A 24,963-nucleotide genomic window follows, 5' to 3' on the forward strand; every position below is an offset into this window, starting at 1 on the left:
TTTGGATGTGCTCCGGGAATGCCTGGAGCATGCGCAACGAATCAACGCGACGCAGCAGGTGCAGTGATGGCCAAATCTCGCAAGAAAAAAACCAAGGCGGTGCGCCTGAACGGTGTTGATGAACTGTCGCCCAAACTCGCCGGGCTGCGTGCCACCGTAGAGCGCTTCAAGCAGAACCTGACGAAAAGCGGGCTGGGTAGCCTGGATGTGTCCGGGTTGGTCAAGGGTGGCGGGTTGGCGGCCCCCTTTGTCAGCGGCATCAAGTCGGCAGTGGCGTTCAAGGAACAAGTGGCTTCGGTCAGTTCCAAGGCCAAGGCCACCGTGCTGCCGAGTGTGCCGCAAGTGGCTGCGCAGAACCTCAAGGATTTCAGCGCGTCGATGGACAAGGTTTCGGTGACCATTGGCACGGCGTTATTGCCGGCGGTGGGGGCGGTCACGGTTGGGCTGGAGCCGTTGCTTGGCAAGGTCACGCAGGTGCTGACTGACAACCCGCAACTGGTGCAGGGTCTGGCAGCCGGTGCCGCGGCGTTTTCCGTGGTTCAGGCGGCGGTCACCGGGGCCTCTAAAGCCCTGGCCTTCATGAACCTGGTGCTGGCGGCCAACCCCATTGCGCTGGTTGCCGTGGCCTTTGCGGTGGCGGCCGGCCTGATTGTCGCCAACTGGACACCGATCTCGGCGTTCTTCTCCAACCTGTGGGGCAGCTTGCAGGCGGCAGCGATGCCCGCCGTCGAGTTCTTCCAGACGATATTCAGCCAATCGCCGCTGGAAACGCTCGCCCAAGTCTGGGAACCGGTGCTGGGGTGGTTTTCGGCGCTCTGGGAAAAGCTCAAGGCGATCCTCGAGCCGATCCGACAAGCCTTTTCGCAAACCCTGGGCAGTTGGATGGCGCTGTTCACGGGCGGTGACGTGCAGGTCACGCACAACGCTGCGCGGCCGGGGCTGGCGGGTGAGCAGGGCGCTTCGTTGCTGCCGCCGGCTGCGGTGGCGATGACGTCGTCGAGCCGGGTATCCAACAGCCATTCGCTGACCTCAACGCACTTGGCATCGACCTCCCATTCGTTGCTGCAGCAGAGCGCCGCGAATAACCGTACCCAACTCAACGGCGACCTGCGGGTGAGCTTCGACAATGCGCCGGCGGGCCTGCGGGTCAGCCCGCCGCAGACCAATCAACCGGGCTTGAGCGTGACGCCGCGCGTCGGCTACCGCTCGCTGTCCCTTGGAGGCTCCAATGAGCTGGCGTGATCGTTTGTTGCCGGCGTCGTTTCGCGGCGTCGGGTTTTGGGTCGACCAGGCGAAAACCCCGGTCGGCAAGAAGGGCCAGTTGCACGAATACCCCCAGCGCGACGAACCGTTTTTCGAGCGCCTGGGGCAGCAGTCGCGGGTGCATGAACTGACCGCGTTTGTGGTGGGTGAGGATTGCCTGGAGCAGCGCGACAAGCTGCTCAAGGCGCTGGAAGAAGGCGCGGGTGAACTGGTACACCCGTGGCTGGGACGCTTGCAGGTCAAGGTGGGCGAGTGCGAGATGACCCAGACCCGACAGGATGGCGGGCTGGTGACGTTTGCACTGAAGTTCTACCCCGACGCGCCCCTCAAGTTTCCCACCGCTGCCGTGAATACCCGCCAGCAATTGCTGGTGTCGGCCGACAGCCTGTTGGGTTCAGCCATGCTGCGTTTTGAGCAGGCGACGGCGCTTGTTCAGCAGGCGCGTGTCGGCATACAAGCGCTGCGCAATGGCTTGGCCGATGTCTACCAGGTGATCGAGCATCAATTCGCGCCGCTGATCGAGTTGTACGGGGATGTGAATGCGCTGGTCAAAGGCATCAAGGAACTGCCTCGGGAACTGAGTGCCGAGTTCAAGGGCCTGCTCGGCGATGTGAAGGAGCTGGGCGAGTTTGCCCGCATTGGCTATCGCGGCATGCTGGCCAACGTTTCGCAGCAGGTGGAGGCAGCGCGGCGCATTGATGCGCCGAAACTGACCACCGGCAAGGACAGTGTTGCCGCCGTGCAAGCGACGGCCAACCTGGTGCAGGACGCGCTCTGGGTGCAAATAGCCCATTGGCTGGCGGACACCCCGGTCGCAACCAAGGCTGTCACCCTCACCACCACGCCGACACTGGCGCAACAGGCGACGCAACCGGTGCAACGCCGCGAAGTACCGGTGGCCGACGATGTGCTGGCGCTGCGTGATCAACTCAACGAAGCCCTGTGGCACGCCGCGCTCAAGGCCGATGCCGGGCATTACGTGGCGCTCAATGACCTGCGCCAGCAACTGTTTGCCCACCTCAACGCGGTGGCATCGTCCGGTGTGCGCCTGGTCAATCTCACGCCGATGCGCAGCATGCCGGCGCTGGTGCTGGCGTATCAGCGCTTCGGCGATGCCACCCGCGTGGGTGAAGTGGTGCAGCGCAACCGGGTGGCTCACCCGGGGTTCCTGCCACCGGCTGACCTGCAAGTGGTTCGGGAGTAAGCCATGAATGACCTGGACAATACCGTCACCTTGACCGTTGACGGCCTGGAGTACGGTGGCTGGAAAAGCGTGGAAATCACCGCGGACCTGGAGCGCCAGTTCCGCACCTTCAACCTGAGCATCACCTGGCAATGGCCGGGGCAAACCCTGGAGGTGCCGATCCAGCCCGGCGCACGTTGCCAGGTGCGCATCGGCTGCGACCTGGTGCTGAGCGGGTATGTGTTCAAGGCGCCGGTCACCTACGACGGCAACAGCATCAGCCTGGCCCTCGAGGGCAGTTCGCTGACCCAGGACCTGGTCGATTGCGCGGCCATCAACACGCCCGGCCAATGGCGCGGGCAAACCTTGCCGAGCATTGTTCGCGCCCTGGCCGCGCCTTATGGCATCGAGGTGCGCAGCGAAATCCCTGAAACCCCACGCCTGCATACCCACAGCGTGGTGCCCGGTGAGACGGTGTTTCAGTCTATTGATCGCTTGCTGACGTTGTACCGGCTGTTCTCCACCGATGACGAACAAGGCCGCCTGGTGCTGGCGCAACCGGGCAGCGGCGGACGCGCCAGTGACGCATTGGCGCTGGGCAAGAATATTCTCTCGGCCGATGCGCCCCGGGACTTTGGCGGTGTGTTTTCCGAATACCGGGTGATTGGTCAGCACAAGGGTGACGACCAGAAAAGTGCGGCGGCGATCAGCGAAGTGTATGGCGTTTCGGTGGACGACAAGGCCGCGCGCAAACGCATCACGGTCATCAGCGAAGCCACGCAGATCACCCCGGAAATGGCCCAGCAACGTGCGAACTGGGAGCGTGCCACGCGCACCGGAAAAGCCCTGACCACCACCTATCGGGTGCAGGGCTGGCGCCAATCCAACGGGGAACTCTGGCGACACAACCGACTGGTGCGCGTGATCGATCCGGTGCTGGGGTTCGACAGGGACCTGCTGATTTCAAAGGTCACTTACTCGCTGTCCGACAGCGGCTCGATCACCACCCTGCAGGTGGCGCCGCCTTCCACCTTCGACGCCAACCCGGCGCCACCTGCCTGACCTTCAAGGAACCTGTATGAGCCTACTGACACGCCTGCTGGCGCGCGGCACCGTCGTGCTCGCCCAGTCGGCTTCCAAGCTGCAAACCCTGCAGATGCGCCTGACCGCAGGCGAAGTGAATGACGACATGGAGCATTTCGAACCCTACGGTTTCACCAGCAACCCGCTGGCAGGTGCCGAGGGAATCGCCACCTTTCTCGGGGGGGATCGCTCCCATGCGGTGGTGCTGGTGGTGGCCGACCGTCGCTATCGCTTGCAGTCGCTGGCCGCGGGCGAAGTGGCGATCTACACCGACGAAGGTGATCGCATTCACTTCAAGCGTGGGCGGGTGATCGACATTGAGACCGGCACTTTGAATATCCGCGCGAGCACGGCGGTGAACATTGATACGCCGACGCTGACCCAGAGTGGGCAGATCGTTTCCAAGGGCGACCAGGTGGCGGGCGGTATCAGCCAGATCCAGCACCTGCATCCCGGCGTGCAACCCGGCAACGGCCAGACCGGTGCGCCGGTAGGAGGGCCGTGATGTTTGTATCCGACACCTTGAAAAATGCCCTGACCCGGGCGGTGCTGATCAGCCTGTTCACCTGGCGCCGTGCGGCACCCGATGACCCGGTTGAAGACGACGAACGCTTCGGCTGGTGGGGCGACAGTTTCCCCAGTGTGGCCGATGACCGCATTGGCTCCAGGCTGTGGTTGCTCAGGCGGGTCAAGTTGACCCGCCAAACCCGTCTGGATGCTGAATTCTATGCCCGCGAGGCGCTGCAATGGCTGATCGACGACGGTCATTGCCGCGCCATTGAGGTCCTCAGCGAACGCATCGACGCCCAGCGCCTCAACCTGCGCACGCAATTGACCCTGGCCGACGGCGAGCGCCTGGACATCAACCCTGATAACAGTTGGCAGGTGATCTATGCCCTTTGAAACCCCTTCGCTGCCGGTGCTGATCAACCGCACCCAAAGCGACCTGGCCAGCGATTCGCTGCGCCAGTCCGATGCCCAGGTGTTGGCGCGCACCCTCAGCGGTGCCGCGTTTGGCCTGTATGGCTACCTCGATTGGATCGCCGAGCAGATCCTGCCGGACACCGCCGACGAAGCGACCCTGGAGCGCATGGCCGTACTGCGTTTGAGCCAGCCACGCAAGGCTGCGACGGCCGCCAGCGGCAGCGTGAGCTTTACCGCCGCGGCCGGTGCGGTGCTGGACGTGGGCCGCGTATTGCAAGCCAGCGACGGGCGCGGTTACGTCGTGACGGCTGCGGTGACGACCCAGGCCGGGCTCAACACCACCACCGTGCAGGCGGTGGACGCGGGCCTTCTTGGCAACGCTGACGCCGGGTTGAACCTGGTGGCGGTGCAGCCGCTGCAAGGCATTGGCTCGACCTTCACCGTGCTGGCGCCGGGGCTGACCGGCGGTGTTGCACGGGAAAGCCTGGAGGCGCTGCGCACTCGGGTGATTCGTTCCTACCGCGTGATTCCCCAAGGGGGCTCGGCCCAGGACTACGAGACCTGGGCGCTGGAAGTGCCCGGCGTCACCCGAGCCTGGTGCCAAGGCAATTATTTGGGACCGGGCACGGTAGGTGTCTTCGTGATGCGTGATGACGATGCGCAGCCCATCCCCAATGCAGCCCAACTGGCAGCGGTACAGGCCCATATCGAACCCCTGCGCCCGGTGACGGCAGATGTGTATGTGCTGGCGCCGGTGATGAAACCGGTGAGCTACCAACTGCGGCTGACCCCGGACACGACGGCGGTGCGCGCGGCGGTGGAAGCCCAGTTGCGCGACCTGCACAGCCGCGAGGCGGGGTTGGGCGACACCCTGTTGCTCAGCCACATCGCAGAAGCCATCAGCAGCGCGACCGGCGAGACCGATCATCGACTGGCGAGCCCCGTGGCGGATGTGACCGCTGCCAATAACCAACTGCTGGTGTTTGGAGGTATCACATGGGTGGGATGAGAACGGCGAAACAGTATCGGCAGCAACTGGTCGACCTGCTGCCCAGCGGCCCGGCCTGGGACCTGGAGACGGTGCCGCAACTGGGCCAGGTGCTCAGCGGGCTTGCCGAGGAGTTGGCCCGCGTCGACGCCCGTGCCTGGGCCCTGCAAAACGAAATGGACCCGGCCAACGTCAGCGAACTGGTGCCCGAATGGGAACAGGTGATGCAACTGCCTGACCCGTGCCTGGGCCTCAGCCCGCTCTACGACGACCGACGCCTGGCAGTACGTCGACGCTTGCTGGCCGTGGGCAACCAGCGTGCCGCGTACTACATCGACATCGCCCGCAGTCAGGGCTACCCCGACGCCAGCGTCACCGAACTGCGCGCACCGCGCATGGGCCACGCCCGCTTTGGCGCCGCGTGCTTCGGCACCTGGCGCGCTCACTTCATGTGGACCCTTAACACGGGCGGGCGACAACACCTGGGCCGTCGGTTCGGCGCGAGCTATTGGGGCGAACGCTTCGGCGCCGACCCGGGCAGTGCCCTGGAATGCCTGATCCATCGCAGCGCACCTGCACACACGCAGGTGAACATTAATTATGACTAGGGGATAAAACAGTGGATTACCCAAAAAGTGTGCCCAGCGTTGGGCTGGTAAATGGCAAGTTTGTGGACGAGAACCCCGTGACCGGGACGCCAGGAAGCCTGGTGCCGGCGAGTTGGGGGAATGGGGTGACGCAGGAGATTTTGAACGTACTCAGTGCGGCGGGGATTGTGCCCGATGAGCTGAAAACCGATCAGCTTGCCGCAGCCGTCGGCAAAATCGCTGCGTCGAATGTGACCTGGCCCCAATTGCTCAACAAGCCCACCACGATTCAAGGCTTCGGCATGACGCCGGCCACGCCTGCAGACGTTGCCTTGGGCACGGACAATGCCAAGCCGGTGACGGCCGCCAGCCTGGCCGGCTTTGACCCTTGGGCCATGCAACTGGTGGGGGTGCCGATTGCGATATTTGATCATGTGCCGGGTGTCGCAATCCCACCGATTAACAGCAACCAGTATCGGTACATAAAACTCACGGCTTCTGACCCCTACAACGCCGGGGTTCTGGTCTCCGAGAGCGTAGCGGGGGTAGCGCCGTTGATTGTCGCCAGTGCGATCGTCAACTTGGCGGGCAGCCCGTTCAACGCACGGTCGGTCTCGCTGTTGAACACGGAGCGGCGCTCGCTTCGCGCAGGTACGTCCGGGGTGCTTGAGCAGGATGCGTTTCAAGGACACAAAGTCAGAGTCACGGGTTGGAACCCTTACTACCTGGGAAGAGGCGACAGCATGTCGTTGGCCGCAATCGGCGGCGGGGTATTGGGTGATCCGGTGGATGACGGCGTTAACGGCGTACCTCGGCAGGCCAACGAAACCCGCGTTAAAAACATCGGCGCCACTTATTACATGAGGATCAAGTAATGCCCTACGCAGCCAAGAATCGAATCGCCCAGGATGTGTTTGAGGGTGCTATTGAAATCACCCCGCTTGAATACGCCGAGGCGCTTGAGGGGTTATGCAATGGCCTTGAAGTGATCATCGAGGGTGGATTCAAGGTCAGGCCGCTGCCTGTTCCAGAGGCGCCGGTTGATCCCGTTCACATTGTTGAAGACAGTGCGTGAGGACCGTTATGCCTATTACACGGCAACAGTTGTCGCAGGTCTTTCAAAACGCCGGCCCACGAGCCGGCGTTTTCATATCCGCCCTGAACGCGGCCATTGCCCGCTATCAAATCACTACCCCCAAACGCATCGCTGCCTTCCTCGCCCAAATCGGTCACGAATCCGGCGAGTTGCGCTATGTGCGCGAGCTGGGCAGTGATCAATACCTGAGCAAATACGACACCGGCACCTTGGCCATACGCCTGGGCAATACCCCGCAAGCCGACGGCGATGGCCAGATGTACCGGGGCAGGGGGCTGATACAGATTACCGGTCGGCGTAATTACCTGGCGTGCAGCCAGGCGTTGTTCGGTGATGATCGTTTGCTGCGACAGCCCGAGCTGCTGGAGCAACCGCAATGGGCCTGCGAATCCGCTGCCTGGTTCTGGCAAAGCAACGGTTTGAATGAATTGGCTGACAAGGACCAGTTCACCACGATCACGCGGCGGATCAATGGCGGGCTCAATGGCTTGGAGGACCGCCTGCAACGGTGGGCGCGGGCGAAGGCGGTGCTATGCGTTTCCTAGTCGGTTGTCGCGTGGTCGGCGTTTGCCTGCTGATGGCCGTTGTGTGGCAAATCCAGGCCTGGCGTTATGGCGCGCAGCTTGAACAGCAAGCGGCTGAGCAAGTGCAGGCGCTTAGTCAGCAATCTGCGTCTGCCCTGCACCAGCAACAGATACAGCAGGAAAAACGGCTGGCGCTGGAGCAACAGCTCAGTGCCAGCGACCAACAACATGCCCAGGAATTGAACGATGCCCAACGTCATCAGGCGGCTCTGCGTGACCGCCTGGCCACTGCTGATGTGCGGTTGTCAGTCCTTCTCGACACCGCCGACACCTCCCGTGGTTGTGCAGTGCCAGCTGCCACCCCCACCGGCGGCGTGGTTCATGCAGCCGCGCGAGCCCAACTTGACCCGGCGCATGCTCAACGAATTATCGCCATCACCGACGACGGCGACAGTGCGCTGATCGCCCTGCGTGCGTGCCAGGCGTATGTGCAGGCCGTCGCGCATTAGCGTCTTGATGCACTCTGTAACTTGCATGGCCAATGGGCTCCTGTAGGGTAGTCGAACCCCCGCCCATTCCTGGAGACGACCGTGAAGGAAATCACTCAACTGGCCGCTGAACTGGGTCGCCGCTTGCAGGTGCTCAATGCCCATGTCACCACTGCCGAGTCCTGCACCGGTGGCGGTATTGCCGAAGCCATCACGCGGATTCCAGGGAGTTCGGCGTGGTTCGAGGCGGGCTATGTCACTTACTCCAATCGTCAGAAGACCCGGCAATTGAATGTGCCGGAAACGTTGTTTCCAAAAGTGGGCGCTGTCAGCCAGGAAGTGGTGGAAGCGATGGTCCGGGGCGCCCAGGAAAAAAGCCTGGCGCGTTTTGCCGTGGCAGTCAGCGGTGTAGCGGGGCCGGACGGTGGTTCGCCGGACAAACCGGTGGGCACCGTATGGCTGGCTTTTGGCGTGGGTGATGAGGTGACGGCTGAGCGTGAGCACTTCACCGGCAACCGCGACGAGGTCCGCCGACAAACGGTAAAGGCCGCCCTGGAGGGCTTGTTGCGACGAGCTGCAGCAGAAATCGAAAATCAGGGGTAGGCGATCCCGGATCTTTGTGGAACAATACTGTCTACTTATACAGGTGTTGGCCGACCAGGCCTTATTGATTACGTGAGGACTTTAATGGACGACAACAAGAAGAAAGCCTTGGCTGCGGCCCTGGGTCAGATCGAACGTCAATTCGGCAAGGGTGCCGTAATGCGTATGGGCGATCACGACCGTCAGGCGATCCCGGCTATTTCCACTGGCTCTCTGGGTCTGGACATCGCGCTCGGCATTGGCGGCCTGCCAAAAGGCCGTATCGTTGAAATCTACGGTCCTGAATCTTCCGGTAAAACGACCCTGACCCTGTCGGTGATCGCCCAGGCGCAGAAAATGGGCGCCACCTGTGCGTTCGTCGACGCCGAGCACGCCCTGGACCCCGAGTACGCCGGCAAGCTGGGCGTCAACGTTGACGACCTGCTGGTTTCGCAGCCGGACACCGGTGAGCAAGCCCTGGAAATCACCGACATGCTGGTGCGCTCCAACGCCATCGACGTGATCGTGGTCGACTCCGTGGCGGCCCTGGTACCCAAGGCTGAAATCGAAGGCGAAATGGGTGACATGCACGTGGGCCTGCAAGCTCGTCTGATGTCCCAGGCGCTGCGTAAAATCACCGGTAACATCAAGAACGCCAACTGCCTGGTGATCTTCATCAACCAGATCCGTATGAAGATCGGCGTAATGTTCGGCAGCCCGGAAACCACCACCGGTGGTAACGCGTTGAAGTTCTATGCTTCGGTCCGTCTGGATATCCGCCGTACTGGCGCGGTGAAGGAAGGTGACGAGGTTGTCGGCAGCGAAACCCGCGTTAAAGTCGTGAAGAACAAAGTGGCTCCGCCTTTCCGTCAGGCCGAGTTCCAGATTCTCTACGGCAAGGGTATCTACCTGAACGGCGAGATGATCGACCTGGGCGTGCTGCACGGTTTCGTCGAGAAGTCCGGTGCCTGGTATGCCTACAACGGCAGCAAGATCGGTCAGGGCAAGGCCAACTCGGCCAAGTTCCTGGCGGACAACCCGGACATCGCAGCCACGCTTGAGAAGCAGATCCGCGACAAGCTGTTGACCGCCGCACCAGACGTAAAAGCGGCCGCCAACCGTGAGCCGGTTGACGAGATGGAAGAAGTCGACACTGACATCTGAAGCAAACGATGACTGTTGTACTGGATACACTCGTCGCCGTTCGGCGCACTGCAATGGACCTGCTCGCTCGCCGCGAGCATGGTCGAGTCGAGCTGACGCGTAAGCTGCGTCAGCGCGGCGCAGAGCCTGAGATGATCGAAAGTGCCCTCGACCGTTTGACGGAAGAGGGACTGCTGTCGGAAGCCCGTTATCTCGAAAGTTTCGTTTCCTACCGAGCGCGCTCTGGCTACGGCCCCGCGCGAATTCGCGAAGAGCTGAGCCAACGTGGCCTGCAGCGTGCCGATATCGACCTTGCCCTGCGTGAGTGCGGTATCAGCTGGCAGGCGCAGTTGGAAGACACTTGGCGTCGCAAGTTTTCCGGCCATCTGCCGATCGATGCCAAGGAGCGCGCTAAACAGGGCCGTTTCCTGAGCTATCGCGGTTTCTCGATGGAAATGATCAACCGCCTCTTGAGCGGCCGAGATCTGGACGACTGAGCAAACCAAAAAACAAAGGCCCACTATGAAAATAGTGGGCCTTTTTTTTCGGCTTTCAAAAAGTCACGCTGGCTCCGGCGCCACCCGCTGCTGCGCCTTCCCCTGAGCCTGCGCCCAGTTCTCCGGCAAATTGATGTAATCCACCAACTCCCGCAGCCGCCCCTGATCCCGTCCATTGAAGTTGAACACCAACCGCGTCAAATGGCTGAAGCGCGCTTCATCATGCTCCTCACCCGTATACGCCAGCTGCTGGAACTCCCCACTCAATCGCAGGCTGGCAAACTCGCTCTGCAGATGAGCCAATGCCCGATCACTGAGCGGATAATTCATGCGCACCACAAACTCACGTTTCAGCCAGCGAGTGGAGTGGAAGTTGGCATAAAACCGGTTGATCTCCTCCACCGCTTCTTGTGCGCTGTACACCAGCCGTACCAGCTTGAGGTCGGTGGGCAAGATGTAGCGATTGGCCTCCAACTGGCTACGGATGAAGTCCAGGGCGCCTTGCCAGAAACCTCCACCCGGTGCGTCCAGCAATACCACCGGTACCAACGGGCTCTTGCCGGTCTGGATCAGCGTCAGCACCTCCAGCGCTTCGTCCAGGGTGCCAAAGCCACCCGGGCACAGCACCAACGCATCGGCTTCCTTGACGAAGAACAGCTTACGAGTAAAGAAGAAGTGGAACGACAACAGGTTGTCGGTGCCATCGATGGTCGGGTTGGCGTGTTGCTCGAACGGCAGGGTGATGTTGAACCCCAAACTGTGTTCCAGGCCCGCACCTTCATGTGCAGCGGCCATGATGCCGCCACCGCCGCCCGTGATCACCATCAGGTCCGATTGCGCCAGCATGGCGCCCACTTCCCGGGCCAGGGCATACAGTGGGCTTTCGACGGGGGTGCGTGCTGAGCCGAACACCGTGACCTTGCGGCGATCCTTGAATTGCTCCAGGACGCGGAAAGCGTTATCCAACTCGCGGATCGCTTGCAGGGTGATCTTGGCGTTCCAGCGGTTGCGGTCGTCCTGGGCCATGCGCAGCACAGTCAGGATCATGTCGCGATAAAGGGGGATGTTCGGGCTGTTGGGGGCGATCAGCTGGAGTTGTGCGTCGACCTGCTGCGTGAGGTCGGCCCCGTTTTCTTCAAAGTGCCGTAATAGGCGGTCATTCGATTCGTAAGGCATTCAACTTCTCCTTTTTGCAGGGCCCGGGTGGCCGACGAGCCATTCGCCGGAGGCGACGACACTGCATGTGTCGTTGCTTGCCGCAGGGGGCAACCTTCTTTTGCCCTGAAAATGTTACAGAACAGCATGAAAAGCGCTGTGATTGAACGGTTGGGATGACTTGATCATGGGCCGGAAAACCCTTGGCTGGCAACCACTTAATTGGCCGCTTGATAGGGAGTCTAGCTGCTGGAGAGGACTTGAAGCGGGGGGGCGTGCGCACCGCCGGACGGCAGTGCGCGCAGGTCACGAGGTTACTTTTTCTTCTTCGCTGCAGCCGGTGCCGGGCAGTCAGCCTCGATGAACTTTACCGACGCCACGGGGCGGTTGGTCTTGTTCTCGGTGATGTCGTAGCGCATCACTGCGCCCTTGGCCATCAGCTCGCGGTAGCCCTTGTTCAGGCACACGCTCTGGCCCAGCTGGAAATACACAGCCTTGGGGTTGGCGCGCATCTGTTCGGCCCGATCAGGCTGCACGCTGAGGTGGTCGATCAGCTGCATGCCTTCGACGGTGTAGGCCACTTCCAGTGTCTTTTCATCGATTTCCCGGGGCAGGTCCTTGTTGCTTTCAGCCGCGACGCTTTGCAGCTTGCGGTTCATTTGGGCCTCCAGCAACGAGGCGCCCTGGGCACCCATGGGCAAGACCAGCGCCAAGGCGACGGATGGAACAACAAGGCGCAGCATGGAACGCAGCATGAAACTCTCCTGATTCGGTTACTGGTGCATAGACCAGCCACTGCGCTGTGCGTTCAGTGGCGCGCAATTATAGGTGACCCCTTGCCACTACAGCCAGGCGTATCGCTGGTAAACTGCGGCCACTTAAGCCCTCCACGAGTTTTCACCGTGTCGATTTACCCGTCCCAACGACGCATCCGATGAGCCACGCCGTCTCCCGCCTGCGCGCCCAGCGCCTGGCCCGTGCCGTCCGGCCGTTCCTCAACCGTGGTTCCCGCGCCGAACGTTGCGCCGGTTGCCGGGTCATCCCCGAGTATTGCCTGTGTGCCTGGCGCCCCAAGGTTCAGGCGCGGTCCGCCATGTGCCTGTTGATGCACGATGTGGAACCCATGAAGCCCAGCAACACCGGCTGGCTGATCGCCGATGTGATCGACGACACCACCGCGTTCGCCTGGTCCCGCACCGAGGTCGACCCTGAGCTGCTGACCTTGCTGGGCGACCCGCAGTGGCAACCCTACATCGTGTTTCCCGGCGAATTTGTTGCGCCACAGCGGGTGGTCAGCGAGGTCACGGTGGAGACGGGCAAGCGCCCGCTGTTCATCCTGCTGGACGGCACCTGGAGCGAAGCGCGCAAGATGTTTCGCAAGAGCCCGTACCTGGAGCACCTGCCGGTCCTGAGCCTAGCGCCGGAACAGCTGTCTCGCTACAAGCTGCGCCGATCGAAGCGCGATGATCATTTCTGTACCGCTGAAGTGGCAGCGCTGTGCCTGGAGTTGGCCGACGACCAAACCGCCAGTGAAGTGCTGGATGCCTACCTTGATGTGTTCAGCACCCACTACCTGGCGGCCAAGTTCCAACTGCCGCTGGACCCTGCGGACATCGTCCATACTCGTCTTGCACCCTATATCCCGGCGGTATAACCAGACGACGTTTGCATGATGGCACCGCAAACCGGTAACCCGCTAAAATGCCCACGGGCGTAGTGCTTGACCCCCCAGGCTACGCTGGGCATGCTGGGCGCCGATTGGGGCGTAACCGTGAATTTTCAGCGTCGTTCCAGGTGTTTTTGACGCTGAGTGTGCCCTGTGGCGATGGCTGCCTGGCCGTCGCCTTGTGTACTGGCGAACCCTGAACCCATCAGGGCTCCCATAAAAAACAGGATCATTTAATCAATGGCCACATACGACATCCTGATAGCCGATGACCACCCGCTGTTTCGCAGTGCGCTGCACCAGGCGGTGACCCTGGGCCTCGGCCCGGACGTGCGCCTGGTCGAAGTGGCCAGCATTGCCGAGCTGGAAGCCCGCCTCACCGAAAAATCCGACTGGGACCTGGTGCTGCTCGACCTCAACATGCCCGGTGCCTACGGTTTTTCCGGGCTGGTGCTGCTGCGCGGTCAATACCCGCAGATCCCCGTGGTAATGGTCTCGGCCCAGGAAGAGGCCGACGTGGTGGTGCGCTCCAAGGAGTTTGGCGCCAGCGGTTTCATTCCAAAGTCCAGCGCCATGGAAGATATCCAGAACGCCGTGCGCACGGTGCTCGACGGCGACGTGTCCTGGCCGCCCCAGGCGTTTGAAGAAATCAATGTGTCCGACGAAGCCAAGGCCGCTCGTGATGGCCTGGCCAGCCTCACGCCCCAGCAGTTCCGCGTGCTCACCATGGTGTGCGAAGGCTTGTTGAACAAGCAGATTGCCTACGAGTTGAACGTGTCGGAAGCGACCATCAAGGCCCACGTGACGGCGATCTTCCGCAAGCTCGGCGTACGCACGCGCACCCAGGCGGCGCTGCTCTTGCAACAACTTGAGTCAATTTCGCAGCATTAAGATGTCACCGGTTCACGCTTTTTTGACTTTGCGTGAACTAGTTTCCCCACTCCTTTGGTTCAGTTGCCTACATCTATGTCGCCTTTCAAGGGTCAAACCGGTATCAAACGTATCTTCAACGCAGGGGGCTATTCCCTGGATGGTCTGCGTGCGGCTTTCACCGGCGAGGCGGCATTTCGTCAGTTGGTGTTGCTGAACGTCATCCTGATCCCGCTGAGCTTTTTCCTGCACGTCAGTCGCGTCGAGCGCGCGTTGCTCATCGCGGTGTGCCTGCTGGCCCTGATCGTCGAGCTGCTCAACTCGGCGGTGGAAGCGGCGATCGACCGTATTTCCCTGGACCGCCACCCCTTGTCCAAGAACGCAAAGGACATGGGCAGCGCCGCACAATTTGTGGCCCTGACCATGATCACCCTGGTGTGGGCCGTCATCCTGATCTAAGCCTCAGGCAATGCTCGGCAGCACGATTTCGTCGCTGCGCTGAACCCCGGCGGTAAAGGCGCGGCACAGCTCCAGGAACTCACGCATCGCCGAGGTCTGGTACTTCTGTTTATGCCAGATGAAGTAGAACTGCCGGGCCAGGTCCAGGTCCGGGGTTTCCACCGGCACCAGGCTGCCACGGCGGAATGCATCTCGCAGCGCCAGCCGGGAGATGCAACCAATCCCCAAGCCTGACTCCACCGCCCGCTTGATCGCTTCGGTGTGTTCCAGCTCCAGGCGGATATTCAGCGCGCTGCGGTGATGGCGCATGGCTTGGTCAAACGTCAGGCGCGTGCCCGAGCCTTGTTCCCGCAGGATCCACGCCTCATGCGTCAACTCGTCCATGCTCGCCACGCCACGTTTGGCCAGGTGATGCTGCGGCGCGCAGAACACCACCAGCTCGTCCTCCACCCAGGTTTGTACTTCGATGTCCGGGTGGCTGCAGTCACCTTCGATTAGACCCAGGTCAATTTCGTAGTGCGCCACCTGGTGCACGATATGGGCAGTGTTCTGCACATGCAGCTTCACTTGGCTCTCGGGGTGCTGCTGCATGAAACTGCCGATCAGCAGGGTCGCCAGGTAATTGCCGATGGTCAGCGTGGCGCCGACTGCCAGGGAACCGAAGCCGGACTTGCCGTTGAGCAGGTCCTCGATCTCCTTGGCCTGGTCCAGCAGCGCCACCGCCTGGGGTAACAGCTGATGGCCGAGGGCGTTGAGGCTCAGGCGTTTGCCCGCGCGGTCAAATAATTGGCAGCTGGATTGACGCTCCAGCTCGGTGATCGAGGTGCTGGCGGCGGATTGAGATAAGGCCAGAAGGCCAGCAGCGCGGGAGACGCTTTCCTGCTGGGCGACGGCGACGAAAACTTGCAGTTGACGGAGAGTAAATCGCATATCGATATAACCGATAACCCTTATCTTAATAATCCAGTTAACAGATATTGTCGCCGCCATTAGAATGCTGTGCAATTGCGCATCCCATCTTTGGCGCAGACCCATTTCCAGGAGTCCCCCGTACATGAGCAACATGAACCACGAGCGTGTCCTCAGTGTTCATCACTGGAACGACACTCTGTTCAGCTTCAAGTGCACCCGCGATCCGGGCCTGCGCTTCGAGAACGGTCAGTTCGTGATGATCGGCCTGCAACAGCCCAACGGCCGCCCGCTCATGCGTGCTTACTCCATTGCCAGCCCGAACTGGGAAGAGCATCTGGAGTTCTTCAGCATCAAGGTCCCGGATGGCCCGCTGACTTCCCAATTGCAGCACTTAAAGGAAGGCGACGAGATCATCATCAGCAAAAAACCGACAGGCACCCTGGTGCTTGACGATTTGAAGCCGGGCAAGCACCTGTACTTGCTCAGCACCGGTACTGGGCTGGCGCCGTTCATGAGCGTGATCCAGGACCCGGAAACCTACGAGCGCTTTGAAAAAGTGATCCTGTGCCACGGCGTGCGTTACGTCAACGAAGTCGCCTACCGCGAGTTCATCACCGAGCACCTGCCACAGAACGAATTCTTCGGCGAGGCCCTGCGTGACAAGTTGATCTACTACCCGACCGTGACCCGCGAGCCGTTCGAAAACGAAGGCCGCCTGACCGACCTGATGCGCAGCGGCAAGCTGTTCAGCGACATCGGTCTGCCGCCGATCAACCCTGAAGACGACCGCGCCATGCTGTGCGGCAGCCCAAGCATGCTGGACGAAACCAGCGAAGTGCTGAACAGCTTCGGCCTGAAGGTTTCGCCACGGATGCGTGAGCCGGGTGACTACCTGATCGAGCGCGCATTCGTCGAAAAATAAACACCGATACAAAAAATTGTGGGAGCTGGCTTGTGTGGGAGCTGGCTTGCCTGCGATGCAGACGCCGCGGTCATTCAGTTGAACCGAGGTGATGCTATCGCAGCGGTGCGGCGATCCGACAAGCCAGCTCCCACACAAGCAGCTCCCACAGTCGTTTCAGCGTTTATTTCGCCGCGAGCACTTCCAACACACAAATCACCCCAGCCTCGGGATAGTGCCAGCGCACATCCACATCCCAGAACTGCGCGCCGTATTCACGCTCCGGCCCTGGTGTCTGGTACGCCGGCCGTGGGTCCTGCGCCAGGCATTGATCAATCAACGCCACCAAGGGTTCGCCAAGGCGTTCGGCGTGGCTTTGTGCCTGTTGCAGGGCGGTCTTCAGCCATTGCACCGGAATCAGTTGTGGCGCGGCGCTGGCGATGCCGTTGGTGGCGATGTCGACAATGTCGGCATACGGCACGTACGGCTTGATATCCAGCACCGGCGTGCCATCGAGCAAGTCGATCCCGGAAATCCACAGCTTGCCGGGTTCCACCTTGTCCAGCTTCACCACCGACTGGCCGATGCCGTTGGGTCGGTGGGTGGCGCGGGTGGCGAACACGCCCATGGATGCATTGCCGCCCAGGCGGGGCGGGCGCACTTTCAGGCGAGGCTTGTCTTCCAGGGCCTGGTGGAACAAAAACAACAGCCACACATGGCTGACCTGCTCCAGGCCCTGCACCGCCTCGCCGCCGTCGAACGGCGCCACCAGCTCCAGTACGCCACGGGCGGCGGGCGCCAGTTGCGGTTGGCGCGGGATGGCGAACTTCTCCTTGAAGCAGGAACGCACGAAACCGACGGGAGAGACGTTGTAGCTCATGGCTTAGGTGCGAACCCGCAGGGTCAGGCCCTTGAGGAAGTTGCGCAGCAACTGGTCGCCGCACGGGCGGTAGTTGGTGTGGCCGAATTTGCGGAACAGTGCGCTCAGCTCCGGCTTGGACACCGGGAACTCGGCGGCCTTGAGGATGGCGTGCATGTCGTCTTCCTTCAGTTCGAAGGCCACGCGCAGTTTCTTAAGGATGATGTTGTTGGTCACCGGCGTCTCGATCGGCTGCGGCGGACGGCTTTCGTCCTTGCCGCGCTTGAAGATCACCAGGCCATCGAGGAAGTGCGCCATGACTTCATCCGGGCAGAACACGAAGCCTTCTTCCTCGTCTTTCTTGAGGTAGGTCAGCAGATCGTCCTTGGTCACGTCCATGCCGCCGAGCTTGATGATCTCGACCATCTTGTTGTCGCTGATGTCGAGCATGTAGCGCACGCTGCGCAGTACGTCGTTGTGAATCATGGTGGGCAATCCTGGTATTCAACTGAGGACACCGCTCAAATCCGGCAGTGTCGAGAAAAAGGGTAGCGGCTTAGAACTTCTCTTTGCCGGACAGGTAACGCCATTGGCCGACCGGCACCTTGCCGATGGACACGCCGCCGATACGAATACGGCGGATGGCGATGACTTTGAGGCCAACCGCTTCGCAGAACAGGGCGATCACGCCGGGCTGCGGGTTTTTCATCGCAAAGCGCAGGCGGTTTTCGTTCTGCCAGCTGGCTTTGACGGGCGGCAGCTCTTTGCCTTTGTAGGTCAGGCCGTGGTTCAGGCGGTTGAGGCCGTGGGCAACCATGTCGCCTTCGACCTCTACCACATATTCCTGCTCGATCTTGGCGGCATCGGCGGTCAACTTGCGCAGAATCTTCCAATCCTGGGTGAACACCAACAGGCCGCTGGCCTTGGCTTGCAGGTCGGCGCTGGCGGTCAGGCGCAGGAAGTGGCCCTTGAGCGGGCGCTTGCCGAAGCGGTGTTCTTCGGAGAGGGTGTCGGCGCAGATCGAGGCCAAGGCCGTTTCGGCGTCCACGCCAGCTGGCGCGTGCAGCAGGAGGGTCACCGGCTCCGGCGCGGTGGCCTTGGCCTCCGGGTCCAGCTCGACCTTCTGGGTGGTGACCTTGAACTGCGGCTCGTCGATCACTTCACCGTCCACCGAGACCCAGCCGCCTTCGATGAACAGCTCAGCCTCCCGACGGGAGCAACCGACCAGTTCGATAAGGCGTTTGGAGAGGCGTATGGGGTCAGTCATGACAAGGGCCGTAACAAAAGGGGGCGGCTATTGTACCTGCCTGGCGCCGGTTAATCCCGGCTCCATTTCAGTGCGGGTGTTTTTTGTGGGGGCTCTGGCTTTGCTGGGAGCTGGCTTGCCTGCGATTGCCTCCACGCGGTACATCAGGCAGACCGAGGTGCCTGCATCGCCGGCAAGCCAGCTCCTACAGAAGCGCGCAAGCGCATGTGCAGCAGTGGGTAAGGCTGGCCGAGGCCATCATGCTCCGTACGCCCGATAACCTCGAACCCCTGCTTGAAGTAGAAACCAAGCGCCTGGGGGTTCTGTTCGTTCACATCCAGCTCATCGGCGTTCAAATGCTCGATCGCATACCTCAGCAATTGCCGGCCCAGACCTTCACCCCGGTGCTGCGGATCAATAAACAGCATCTCGACCTTGCCCGCCGCCACCCCGGCAAACCCGGTAATGTTCTGACGCGCGTCCTTCGTACAGATCAGCATCACGGCATCCAGATAGCGGGTCAGCACCAGGTTTTTCAACAACAGGATGTAACTGTCTGGCAGAAAGTCATGGGTCGCCCGCACCGAGGCCTCCCAAAGGCGCGCCAGCTCCGCATAGTCGCTGGTTTTAGGTGTGTGGATAACCGAACGTTGACGCATGCCCGCTGCCCCTTGCCGATGAATGGCGCCGATGGGCAAACGATAGACCGAAAAAAGCCCCGCATCTTGTCCAGAGGCGGGGCTTTTTCAAATTATTACGCAGGCGCGATTCAGTCGCGCTTTTCAGCCCACAAGTCGTACTCGTCGGCGTCGGTCACGGTGCACCACACCTTGTCACCTGGCTTCAAACCGCTGGCATCGTCGATGAACACGTTACCGTCGATTTCCGGCGCGTCGAAGAAGCAACGGCCAACGGCGCCTTGCTCGTCGACTTCGTCGATCAGCACTTCGATTTCCTTGCCGATGCGCAGTTGCAGGCGCGCCGAGCTGATCGCTTGCTGGTGCGCCATGAAACGCTCCCAGCGGTCTTGCTTGACGTCGTCCGGCACCACGGCCAGGTCCAGCAGGTTGGCCGGCGCGCCTTCCACCGGCGAGTACTGGAAGCAGCCGACGCGGTCCAGTTGGGCTTCGGTCAGCCAATCCAGCAGGTACTGGAAGTCTTCTTCGGTTTCGCCAGGGAAGCCGACGATGAAGGTGGAACGGATGATCAGCTCCGGGCAGATCTCGCGCCAGTTCTTGATGCGCGCCAGGGTCTTGTCTTCAAAGGCCGGGCGCTTCATGGCTTTCAGGACTTTCGGGCTGGCGTGCTGGAACGGGATGTCCAGGTACGGCAGGATCTTGCCGGCGGCCATCAGCGGGATCAGCTCGTCCACGTGCGGGTACGGGTACACGTAGTGCAGGCGCACCCACACGCCCAGGCTGCTCAAGGCTTCGCACAGTTCGGTCATGCGGGTTTTCACCGGCGCGCCGTTCCAGAAACCGGTGCGGTATTTGACGTCGACGCCGTAGGCGCTGGTGTCCTGGGAGATCACCAGTAGCTCTTTCACACCGGATTTGACCAGGCGCTGGGCCTCGTCCAGCACGTCACCCACCGGGCGGCTGACCAGCTTGCCGCGCATCGACGGGATGATGCAGAAGCTGCAGCTGTGGTTGCAGCCTTCGGAAATCTTCAAGTACGCGTAGTGACGCGGGGTCAGCTTGATGCCTTGCGGCGGCACCAGGTCGATCAGCGGGTTGTGATCCTGGCGCGGTGGCACCACTTCGTGCACGGCGTTGACCACCTGCTCGTACTGCTGCGGGCCGGTCACGGCCAGCACGCTTGGGTGCACGTTGCGGATATTGCCTTCTTCCACACCCATGCAACCGGTCACGATGACCTTGCCGTTTTCCTTGATCGCTTCGCCGATCACTTCCAGGGACTCAGCCTTGGCCGAGTCGATGAAGCCGCAGGTGTTGACCACCACCACGTCCGCGTCCTGGTAAGTGGACACGACGTCGTAGCCTTCCATACGCAATTGCGTAAGGATGCGTTCGGAATCGACCAGGGCCTTGGGGCAGCCCAGGGATACAAAGCCGACCTTGGGATTGGCCGTCGCGGGAGTGGTGGACATGTCTAACCTCGGTATTGAATGACGCCGCCAGTCGGGCACGACAAGGCGGTAGACGGGCGCTTGGTGCGCCTCTGATCAAAAAGTGCGCAATTCTAGCGACGGGCAACGCACTTGACCAGCTTTATGCAGGGAAATACGACGAGTGCTGTGTGGGGGAATTCACACAGCCCTTACACGTCCTTACGCCCGGGCGTCTTGCTCTGCGCGATGCGATACAACTTTAGACATGCCCACGCCTAATGCCTGAAGTACCTTCAGCAGGGTGGAGAGCTTTGGGTCGCCGCCAACGGCAATCGATCTGTAGAGATTCGCCCTATTGAGGCCCGTGTTTTGCGAGAGGCTGAGCATTCCGCCACGCGCTTCCGCTACTCGACGAACAGCGACGAGAAAAGCGTCTTCACCACCGGCTTCATCGATTTCCTCCAGCGCGACAGAAAGATATTCGAGAGCAAATGCTTCGTCGTCTCTGAGCATTTCAAGAACGCTATCTTCATGAGAGCGAGTACGAATGGTCATTTTTGCTGCACCTTGTAAGATTTCCAGAGAACCTTGGCCTGATTGATGTCGCTCTGTTGTCTGGCTTTTGAGCCACCGCCCAGCAGGAAGACAATGTTCCGATTCTGGATTGCGTAATACACGCGAAACCCAGGTCCGAAATCGAGCTTCATCTCAAAAACACCATCACCTACCGATTCAGTTACGCCAAAGTGACCAAGGGAGGCTCGATCCACTCGGAGGGTGATTCTTGCTTTTGAACGAGTGTCTTGCACAGTGTCCAGCCAAGCTTGGTAGATATCCACGCCATTGGCTGACAGCACGTGTTTCACTTCGTACATGAGGAATGTACCTTAAAAGAGACAAGTCGATGATTGAGTTTCTATATCGACCGCATGCCTATAGGGGGCGCTTTATTGATCAGGCAAGCCAATCAGGAACTTCCCCTCTACACCACCAAGGCAGCACTACTGAGCCGGGCCGAAAATATACGGTCGGCGATAAATGTGATCAATGCAGGCAAAAAGGCTGCAAATGGCCTTGTCATCTATGACTGATTGCCTAAAACGACACCCAAATCACGTGAGCAGGGAAATACGACGAGTGCTGCGCTATGCTTCGCGCCGTTGCCCACAGGTAAAACGCCAAGGTCAATAAAACGTCTGTTACGAGAAGTAAAACAGCGCATGCTAGGGTCAGCTTAGACGCGCTGTTTATAAAAGACCTCAGGTCAAAGGGCAGGAGTGGTTGATGGGTCAGGCAAGTAGTCAGGCAGCAGGTGCCGAGCATTCCAACGCAAAGCCGATTGGCATGCTGGTGGCGGCGGTCGGGGTGGTTTACGGCGATATCGGTACCAGCCCGCTCTATACCCTAAAAGAAGTGTTCACTGGCGGTTACGGGGTTCAGGTCAACCATGATGGGGTGCTGGGGATCCTCGCGCTGATCTTCTGGTCGCTGATCTGGGTCGTATCGATCAAGTACATGCTGTTCGTGCTGCGCGCCGACAACCAGGGCGAGGGCGGCATCATGGCCCTGACGGCACTGGCACGTCGGGCGGCAGGGGAGCGCAAGAAGCTGCGCAGTTTCCTCGTGGTGTGCGGGTTGTGCGGTGCGGCGCTGTTCTACGGCGACAGTATGATCACCCCGGCCATTTCCGTGTTGTCGGCCATCGAAGGCCTGGAGTTGGCGTTCGACGGCCTTGAAAAATGGGTCGTGCCCATCGCGTTGATCGTGCTGGTGGCGTTGTTTCTGATCCAGAAACACGGCACCGACCGCATCGGCAAGCTGTTCGGGCCGGTGATGGTGACCTGGTTCCTGGTGCTGGGCGGCCTGGGGGTGTATGGCATCACGCTGCACCCTGAAGTGCTCAGCGCGTTGAACCCGCTGTGGGGCGTGCGTTTCTTCCAGGCCCACCCGGGGATTGGCGTGGCCATTCTCGGCGCCGTGGTCCTGGCATTGACCGGGGCCGAGGCGTTGTACGCCGACATGGGCCACTTTGGCCGCAAGCCCATCGCCCGCGCCTGGTTCATGCTGGTGCTGCCGGCGCTGGTGCTGAACTATTTCGGCCAGGGTGCCATGCTGCTGGGCGATCCGGAAGCGGCGCGCAACCCGTTCTACCTGCTGGCGCCGAGCTGGGCGTTGATCCCGCTGGTGGTGCTGTCCACCCTGGCGACCGTGATTGCGTCCCAGGCGGTGATTTCCGGTGCGTTCTCGTTGACGCGCCAGGCGATCCAGTTGGGCTACATCCCGCGCATGCACATCCAGCACACCTCCAGCGCCGAGCAGGGCCAGATCTATATCGGGGCGGTGAACTGGTCGCTGATGGTCGGCGTGATCCTGCTGGTGCTGGGCTTCGAGTCCTCCAACGCCCTGGCCTCGGCCTACGGCGTGGCGGTGACCGGCACCATGCTGATGACCACCATCCTGGTGTCGGCGGTGATGTTGCTGCTGTGGAAATGGCCGCCGATCCTGGCGGTGCCGGTACTGGTTTGCTGCCTGTTGGTCGACGGCCTGTATTTTGCCGCCAACGTGCCGAAAATCATCCAGGGCGGTGCCTTCCCGGTATTGGCGGGGATCGTGTTGTTCGTGCTGATGACCACCTGGAAGCGCGGCAAGCAATTGCTGGTGGATCGCCTCGACGAAGGCGGCCTGCCGCTGCCGATCTTTATTGGCAGTATCCGCGTGCAGCCGCCGCACCGTGTGCAAGGCACCGCCGTGTTCCTCACCGCGCGGCCTGACGCGGTGCCCCACGCGCTGTTGCACAACCTGCTGCACAACCAGGTGTTGCATGAGCAAGTGGTGATGCTGACGGTGGTCTACGAAGACATTCCCCGTGTGCCCACCTCGCGTCGCTTCGAAGTGGATGCCTACGGCGAAGGCTTCTTCCGGGTGATCCTGCACTTTGGTTTTGCCGACGAGCCGGACGTGCCCGAAGCCCTGAAGCTGTGCCATCTGGACGATCTGGACTTCAGCCCGATGCGCACCACCTACTTCCTTAGCCGTGAGACCGTCATCGCCTCCCGGATCAAGGGCATGGCGCGCTGGCGCGAGGCGTTGTTCGCGTTTATGTTGAAGAACGCCAACGGCAACCTGCGTTTCTTCAAGCTACCGGTCAACCGCGTGATCGAGCTGGGCACCCAGGTCGAAATGTAAGCGGCTGCAAGACGGGAGCCGGCAATCGGCTCCCGTGTTCCATTCTGAACCCTGTGCAATCGCGCGTTGTCGACTAGGCTCTAAGCACCGTTGAGTGCCCATAGAACCCAGAAGAGGTGCGCCATGAGTCAGCTGCTCGAACCCTATACCCTCCGTCAATTGACCCTGCTCAACCGCATCGCCGTCTCGCCGATGTGCCAGTACTCTGCGGATGATGGCCTGGCCAATGACTGGCACCTAGTCCACTTGGGCAGTCGCGCGGTGGGGGGCGCCGGGCTGATTTTCACCGAAGCCACCGCCGTGACCGCCGATGGCCGCATCACCGCCCAGGACCTGGGCCTGTGGAACGACGCACAGATCGAACCACTGCAACGCATCACCCGGTTTATCGCGGCCCAGGGGGCGGTCGCAGGTATTCAACTGGCCCACGCCGGGCGCAAGGCCAGCACCCATCGGCCCTGGATCGGCAAGCATGGCAGCGTCAAGCCTGAAGACGGCGGCTGGGTGCCGGTAGGGCCGTCACCGATTGCCTTTGACCCCAACCACACACAGCCCAAGCCACTCGATGAAGCGCAGATCCAGCAGGTGATCGCCGACTTTGTCGCCGCCGCCAAACGCGCACTCACGGCGGGTTTCGAAGTGGTGGAGATCCACGCGGCCCACGGTTACCTGTTGCATCAATTCCTCTCGCCCATCAGTAACCAGCGCCAGGATCAATATGGCGGCTCCTTTAAAAACCGCATCCGCCTGGTGCTGGAAGTGACGAAGGCCGTGCGCGACGTCTGGCCCCAGGAGCTGCCGTTGTTCGTGCGCGTATCGGCCACCGACTGGGTGGAAGACGGCTGGAACCCCGACGAAACGGTGGAGCTGGCACGCCGCCTGAAGGACTTGGGCGTGGACCTGATCGACGTGTCCTCCGGTGGCACCGCCGCCAACGCCGAGATCCCCACCGGCCCCGGCTACCAGACGCGCTTCGCCGAGCGTGTGCGCAAGGAGTCCGGCATGGCCACCGGAACCGTCGGCATGATCACCGAGCCGGCCCAGGCCGAGCACATCCTGCGCACGTGCCAGGCCGATATCATTTTCCTGGCTCGTGAACTGCTGCGAGACCCATACTGGCCGCTGCATGCTGACGACGACCTGGGCGGGCGCAAGGCCATCTGGCCAGCGCAGTACCAACGGGCGACCCATCGCGACCAGCCGATTCACGAGTCCGATCTCAGGGATTGATCCTACAGTCGCTTAATACAAACCCACCCTGGCCCGGTGGGTTTTTTCTT

General features: G+C 61.2%; 30 protein-coding genes. 20 read left to right on the top strand and 10 right to left on the bottom strand.

The window, feature by feature from the left end; translation table 11 throughout:
* The first annotated feature begins 66 nt into the window (after positions 1-66).
* The 14 genes from AC07OV_RS04840 (at position 67) to recX (ending at position 10,358) form a co-directional block, all read left to right on the top strand.
* On the top strand, positions 67-1,242 hold the full coding sequence (locus AC07OV_RS04840; RefSeq protein ID WP_495091702.1) for a phage tail tape measure protein: 1,176 nt from the start codon (positions 67-69) through the stop codon (positions 1,240-1,242).
* Positions 1,229-2,467: a DNA circularization protein gene (locus AC07OV_RS04845; protein ID WP_494997708.1), complete on the top strand. Its 1,239-nt coding sequence runs from the start codon at positions 1,229-1,231 to the stop codon at positions 2,465-2,467. Before AC07OV_RS04840 ends, AC07OV_RS04845 begins: the two co-directional genes overlap by 14 nt.
* A 3-nt stretch (positions 2,468-2,470) precedes the next feature.
* Positions 2,471-3,508, top strand: coding sequence for a phage baseplate assembly protein (locus tag AC07OV_RS04850; RefSeq protein WP_494997707.1), 1,038 nt, complete (start codon positions 2,471-2,473; stop codon positions 3,506-3,508).
* 16 nt (positions 3,509-3,524) lie between these two features.
* Positions 3,525-4,034: a phage baseplate assembly protein V gene (locus tag AC07OV_RS04855; RefSeq protein WP_176994826.1), complete on the top strand. Its 510-nt coding sequence runs from the start codon at positions 3,525-3,527 to the stop codon at positions 4,032-4,034.
* Positions 4,034-4,432 carry a phage GP46 family protein gene (locus tag AC07OV_RS04860; RefSeq protein ID WP_176994825.1) on the top strand — a complete coding sequence of 133 codons (399 nt, stop codon included), beginning with the start codon at positions 4,034-4,036 and terminating at the stop codon, positions 4,430-4,432. The genes AC07OV_RS04855 and AC07OV_RS04860 overlap by 1 nt, the downstream gene beginning before the upstream one ends.
* A complete protein-coding gene (locus AC07OV_RS04865; protein ID WP_176994824.1) occupies positions 4,422-5,462 on the top strand; it encodes a baseplate J/gp47 family protein in 1,041 nt (346 codons plus the stop codon). Before AC07OV_RS04860 ends, AC07OV_RS04865 begins: the two co-directional genes overlap by 11 nt.
* On the top strand, positions 5,450-6,049 hold the full coding sequence (locus AC07OV_RS04870; RefSeq protein WP_495091703.1) for a YmfQ family protein: 600 nt from the start codon (positions 5,450-5,452) through the stop codon (positions 6,047-6,049). The genes AC07OV_RS04865 and AC07OV_RS04870 overlap by 13 nt, the downstream gene beginning before the upstream one ends.
* An 11-nt stretch (positions 6,050-6,060) precedes the next feature.
* Positions 6,061-6,903 carry a hypothetical protein gene (locus AC07OV_RS04875; protein ID WP_495091704.1) on the top strand — a complete coding sequence of 281 codons (843 nt, stop codon included), beginning with the start codon at positions 6,061-6,063 and terminating at the stop codon, positions 6,901-6,903.
* Positions 6,903-7,103, top strand: a complete 201-nt coding sequence (locus AC07OV_RS04880) for a hypothetical protein (protein WP_494997706.1) — start codon at positions 6,903-6,905, stop codon at positions 7,101-7,103. Before AC07OV_RS04875 ends, AC07OV_RS04880 begins: the two co-directional genes overlap by 1 nt.
* An 8-nt stretch (positions 7,104-7,111) precedes the next feature.
* Positions 7,112-7,669 carry a glycoside hydrolase family 19 protein gene (locus AC07OV_RS04885; RefSeq protein WP_495091705.1) on the top strand — a complete coding sequence of 186 codons (558 nt, stop codon included), beginning with the start codon at positions 7,112-7,114 and terminating at the stop codon, positions 7,667-7,669.
* A complete protein-coding gene (locus tag AC07OV_RS04890) occupies positions 7,657-8,157 on the top strand; it encodes a lysis system i-spanin subunit Rz (RefSeq protein ID WP_495091706.1) in 501 nt (166 codons plus the stop codon). The genes AC07OV_RS04885 and AC07OV_RS04890 overlap by 13 nt, the downstream gene beginning before the upstream one ends.
* Before the next feature lie 81 nt (positions 8,158-8,238).
* Entirely contained in the window at positions 8,239-8,739 is a 501-nt protein-coding gene (locus tag AC07OV_RS04895; protein ID WP_176994818.1) for a CinA family protein, read from the top strand.
* Between the two features lie 84 nt (positions 8,740-8,823).
* A complete protein-coding gene (recA, locus tag AC07OV_RS04900; RefSeq protein ID WP_016970800.1) occupies positions 8,824-9,882 on the top strand; it encodes a recombinase RecA in 1,059 nt (352 codons plus the stop codon).
* A gap of 8 nt (positions 9,883-9,890) precedes the next feature.
* Positions 9,891-10,358, top strand: coding sequence for a recombination regulator RecX (gene recX / locus AC07OV_RS04905; protein WP_176994817.1), 468 nt, complete (start codon positions 9,891-9,893; stop codon positions 10,356-10,358).
* A 63-nt stretch (positions 10,359-10,421) separates the two neighbouring features.
* Here the strand turns inward: recX and AC07OV_RS04910 are convergent, their stop codons facing one another.
* The gene (locus AC07OV_RS04910) at positions 10,422-11,534 is read right to left on the bottom strand and encodes an LOG family protein (RefSeq protein ID WP_494997703.1); all 1,113 of its coding nucleotides are present in this window, start codon (positions 11,532-11,534) and stop codon (positions 10,422-10,424) included.
* 293 nt (positions 11,535-11,827) lie between these two features.
* Positions 11,828-12,268: a PA3611 family quorum-sensing-regulated virulence factor gene (locus tag AC07OV_RS04915; protein WP_495091707.1), complete on the bottom strand. Its 441-nt coding sequence runs from the start codon at positions 12,266-12,268 to the stop codon at positions 11,828-11,830.
* A gap of 179 nt (positions 12,269-12,447) precedes the next feature.
* Between AC07OV_RS04915 and AC07OV_RS04920 the strand changes: the two genes are divergently transcribed.
* The 3 genes from AC07OV_RS04920 (at position 12,448) to AC07OV_RS04930 (ending at position 14,508) form a co-directional block, all read left to right on the top strand.
* Positions 12,448-13,167 (top strand): tRNA-uridine aminocarboxypropyltransferase, encoded by a 720-nt coding sequence (locus AC07OV_RS04920; RefSeq protein WP_495091708.1) that lies wholly within the window; start codon positions 12,448-12,450, stop codon positions 13,165-13,167.
* 252 nt (positions 13,168-13,419) lie between these two features.
* Entirely contained in the window at positions 13,420-14,070 is a 651-nt protein-coding gene (gene erdR, locus AC07OV_RS04925; protein ID WP_176994813.1) for a response regulator transcription factor ErdR, read from the top strand.
* Positions 14,071-14,145: 75 nt separating this feature from the next.
* Positions 14,146-14,508 (top strand): diacylglycerol kinase, encoded by a 363-nt coding sequence (locus AC07OV_RS04930; protein ID WP_017137081.1) that lies wholly within the window; start codon positions 14,146-14,148, stop codon positions 14,506-14,508.
* A 3-nt stretch (positions 14,509-14,511) separates the two neighbouring features.
* Here the strand turns inward: AC07OV_RS04930 and AC07OV_RS04935 are convergent, their stop codons facing one another.
* Positions 14,512-15,438 carry a LysR family transcriptional regulator gene (locus AC07OV_RS04935; RefSeq protein ID WP_010212678.1) on the bottom strand — a complete coding sequence of 309 codons (927 nt, stop codon included), beginning with the start codon at positions 15,436-15,438 and terminating at the stop codon, positions 14,512-14,514.
* Positions 15,439-15,562: 124 nt separating this feature from the next.
* Between AC07OV_RS04935 and fpr the strand changes: the two genes are divergently transcribed.
* The gene (gene fpr, locus AC07OV_RS04940; protein WP_003189055.1) at positions 15,563-16,342 is read left to right on the top strand and encodes a ferredoxin-NADP reductase; all 780 of its coding nucleotides are present in this window, start codon (positions 15,563-15,565) and stop codon (positions 16,340-16,342) included.
* A gap of 163 nt (positions 16,343-16,505) precedes the next feature.
* Here fpr and tsaA read toward each other — a convergent pair whose 3' ends face one another.
* The 7 genes from tsaA to AC07OV_RS04975 all read right to left on the bottom strand — a co-directional run bounded on the left by tsaA (position 16,506) and on the right by AC07OV_RS04975 (position 21,372).
* Complete coding sequence (tsaA, locus tag AC07OV_RS04945) at positions 16,506-17,201, bottom strand: tRNA (N6-threonylcarbamoyladenosine(37)-N6)-methyltransferase TrmO (RefSeq protein WP_176994812.1); 696 nt, start codon at positions 17,199-17,201, stop codon at positions 16,506-16,508.
* Between the two features lie 3 nt (positions 17,202-17,204).
* Complete coding sequence (locus AC07OV_RS04950; protein WP_071487504.1) at positions 17,205-17,666, bottom strand: YehS family protein; 462 nt, start codon at positions 17,664-17,666, stop codon at positions 17,205-17,207.
* 70 nt (positions 17,667-17,736) lie between these two features.
* Positions 17,737-18,447 (bottom strand): rRNA pseudouridine synthase, encoded by a 711-nt coding sequence (locus AC07OV_RS04955; RefSeq protein ID WP_495091709.1) that lies wholly within the window; start codon positions 18,445-18,447, stop codon positions 17,737-17,739.
* Between the two features lie 143 nt (positions 18,448-18,590).
* Entirely contained in the window at positions 18,591-19,085 is a 495-nt protein-coding gene (locus AC07OV_RS04960) for a GNAT family N-acetyltransferase (RefSeq protein WP_494997700.1), read from the bottom strand.
* A gap of 110 nt (positions 19,086-19,195) precedes the next feature.
* Positions 19,196-20,536, bottom strand: coding sequence for a 30S ribosomal protein S12 methylthiotransferase RimO (rimO, locus tag AC07OV_RS04965; protein ID WP_017254931.1), 1,341 nt, complete (start codon positions 20,534-20,536; stop codon positions 19,196-19,198).
* Between the two features lie 180 nt (positions 20,537-20,716).
* Positions 20,717-21,052, bottom strand: coding sequence for an addiction module antidote protein (locus tag AC07OV_RS04970; RefSeq protein ID WP_495091710.1), 336 nt, complete (start codon positions 21,050-21,052; stop codon positions 20,717-20,719).
* Positions 21,049-21,372, bottom strand: a complete 324-nt coding sequence (locus tag AC07OV_RS04975; RefSeq protein WP_495091711.1) for a type II toxin-antitoxin system RelE/ParE family toxin — start codon at positions 21,370-21,372, stop codon at positions 21,049-21,051. The genes AC07OV_RS04970 and AC07OV_RS04975 overlap by 4 nt, the downstream gene beginning before the upstream one ends.
* Before the next feature lie 409 nt (positions 21,373-21,781).
* Here AC07OV_RS04975 and AC07OV_RS04980 point away from each other — a divergent pair, with 409 nt between their 5' ends.
* Both AC07OV_RS04980 and AC07OV_RS04985 read left to right on the top strand, forming a co-directional pair.
* A complete protein-coding gene (locus AC07OV_RS04980; protein WP_176994809.1) occupies positions 21,782-23,683 on the top strand; it encodes a potassium transporter Kup in 1,902 nt (633 codons plus the stop codon).
* Positions 23,684-23,806: 123 nt separating this feature from the next.
* Positions 23,807-24,913: an NADH:flavin oxidoreductase/NADH oxidase gene (locus AC07OV_RS04985; protein ID WP_495091712.1), complete on the top strand. Its 1,107-nt coding sequence runs from the start codon at positions 23,807-23,809 to the stop codon at positions 24,911-24,913.
* Positions 24,914-24,963: the final 50 nt, after the last annotated feature.

The organism is Pseudomonas sp. GW821-FHT09A09 (assembly GCF_059418405.1).

Coding starts and splice junctions, on each gene's coding strand:
- AC07OV_RS04960 (WP_494997700.1), bottom strand. CDS start 19,085: ATGCGTCAACGTTCGGTTATCCACACACCTAAAACCAGCGACTATGCG.
- AC07OV_RS04955 (WP_495091709.1), bottom strand. CDS start 18,447: ATGACTGACCCCATACGCCTCTCCAAACGCCTTATCGAACTGGTCGGT.
- AC07OV_RS04915 (WP_495091707.1), bottom strand. CDS start 12,268: ATGCTGCGTTCCATGCTGCGCCTTGTTGTTCCATCCGTCGCCTTGGCG.
- AC07OV_RS04865 (WP_176994824.1), top strand. CDS start 4,422: ATGCCCTTTGAAACCCCTTCGCTGCCGGTGCTGATCAACCGCACCCAA.
- AC07OV_RS04930 (WP_017137081.1), top strand. CDS start 14,146: ATGTCGCCTTTCAAGGGTCAAACCGGTATCAAACGTATCTTCAACGCA.
- AC07OV_RS04985 (WP_495091712.1), top strand. CDS start 23,807: ATGAGTCAGCTGCTCGAACCCTATACCCTCCGTCAATTGACCCTGCTC.
- AC07OV_RS04950 (WP_071487504.1), bottom strand. CDS start 17,666: ATGATTCACAACGACGTACTGCGCAGCGTGCGCTACATGCTCGACATC.
- AC07OV_RS04980 (WP_176994809.1), top strand. CDS start 21,782: ATGGGTCAGGCAAGTAGTCAGGCAGCAGGTGCCGAGCATTCCAACGCA.
- AC07OV_RS04910 (WP_494997703.1), bottom strand. CDS start 11,534: ATGCCTTACGAATCGAATGACCGCCTATTACGGCACTTTGAAGAAAAC.
- AC07OV_RS04920 (WP_495091708.1), top strand. CDS start 12,448: ATGAGCCACGCCGTCTCCCGCCTGCGCGCCCAGCGCCTGGCCCGTGCC.
- tsaA (WP_176994812.1), bottom strand. CDS start 17,201: ATGAGCTACAACGTCTCTCCCGTCGGTTTCGTGCGTTCCTGCTTCAAG.
- AC07OV_RS04890 (WP_495091706.1), top strand. CDS start 7,657: ATGCGTTTCCTAGTCGGTTGTCGCGTGGTCGGCGTTTGCCTGCTGATG.
- recA (WP_016970800.1), top strand. CDS start 8,824: ATGGACGACAACAAGAAGAAAGCCTTGGCTGCGGCCCTGGGTCAGATC.
- erdR (WP_176994813.1), top strand. CDS start 13,420: ATGGCCACATACGACATCCTGATAGCCGATGACCACCCGCTGTTTCGC.
- fpr (WP_003189055.1), top strand. CDS start 15,563: ATGAGCAACATGAACCACGAGCGTGTCCTCAGTGTTCATCACTGGAAC.
- AC07OV_RS04935 (WP_010212678.1), bottom strand. CDS start 15,438: ATGCGATTTACTCTCCGTCAACTGCAAGTTTTCGTCGCCGTCGCCCAG.
- AC07OV_RS04885 (WP_495091705.1), top strand. CDS start 7,112: ATGCCTATTACACGGCAACAGTTGTCGCAGGTCTTTCAAAACGCCGGC.
- AC07OV_RS04840 (WP_495091702.1), top strand. CDS start 67: ATGGCCAAATCTCGCAAGAAAAAAACCAAGGCGGTGCGCCTGAACGGT.
- AC07OV_RS04970 (WP_495091710.1), bottom strand. CDS start 21,052: ATGACCATTCGTACTCGCTCTCATGAAGATAGCGTTCTTGAAATGCTC.
- AC07OV_RS04855 (WP_176994826.1), top strand. CDS start 3,525: ATGAGCCTACTGACACGCCTGCTGGCGCGCGGCACCGTCGTGCTCGCC.
- AC07OV_RS04880 (WP_494997706.1), top strand. CDS start 6,903: ATGCCCTACGCAGCCAAGAATCGAATCGCCCAGGATGTGTTTGAGGGT.
- AC07OV_RS04845 (WP_494997708.1), top strand. CDS start 1,229: ATGAGCTGGCGTGATCGTTTGTTGCCGGCGTCGTTTCGCGGCGTCGGG.
- AC07OV_RS04860 (WP_176994825.1), top strand. CDS start 4,034: ATGTTTGTATCCGACACCTTGAAAAATGCCCTGACCCGGGCGGTGCTG.
- rimO (WP_017254931.1), bottom strand. CDS start 20,536: ATGTCCACCACTCCCGCGACGGCCAATCCCAAGGTCGGCTTTGTATCC.
- AC07OV_RS04975 (WP_495091711.1), bottom strand. CDS start 21,372: ATGTACGAAGTGAAACACGTGCTGTCAGCCAATGGCGTGGATATCTAC.
- recX (WP_176994817.1), top strand. CDS start 9,891: ATGACTGTTGTACTGGATACACTCGTCGCCGTTCGGCGCACTGCAATG.
- AC07OV_RS04870 (WP_495091703.1), top strand. CDS start 5,450: ATGGGTGGGATGAGAACGGCGAAACAGTATCGGCAGCAACTGGTCGAC.
- AC07OV_RS04850 (WP_494997707.1), top strand. CDS start 2,471: ATGAATGACCTGGACAATACCGTCACCTTGACCGTTGACGGCCTGGAG.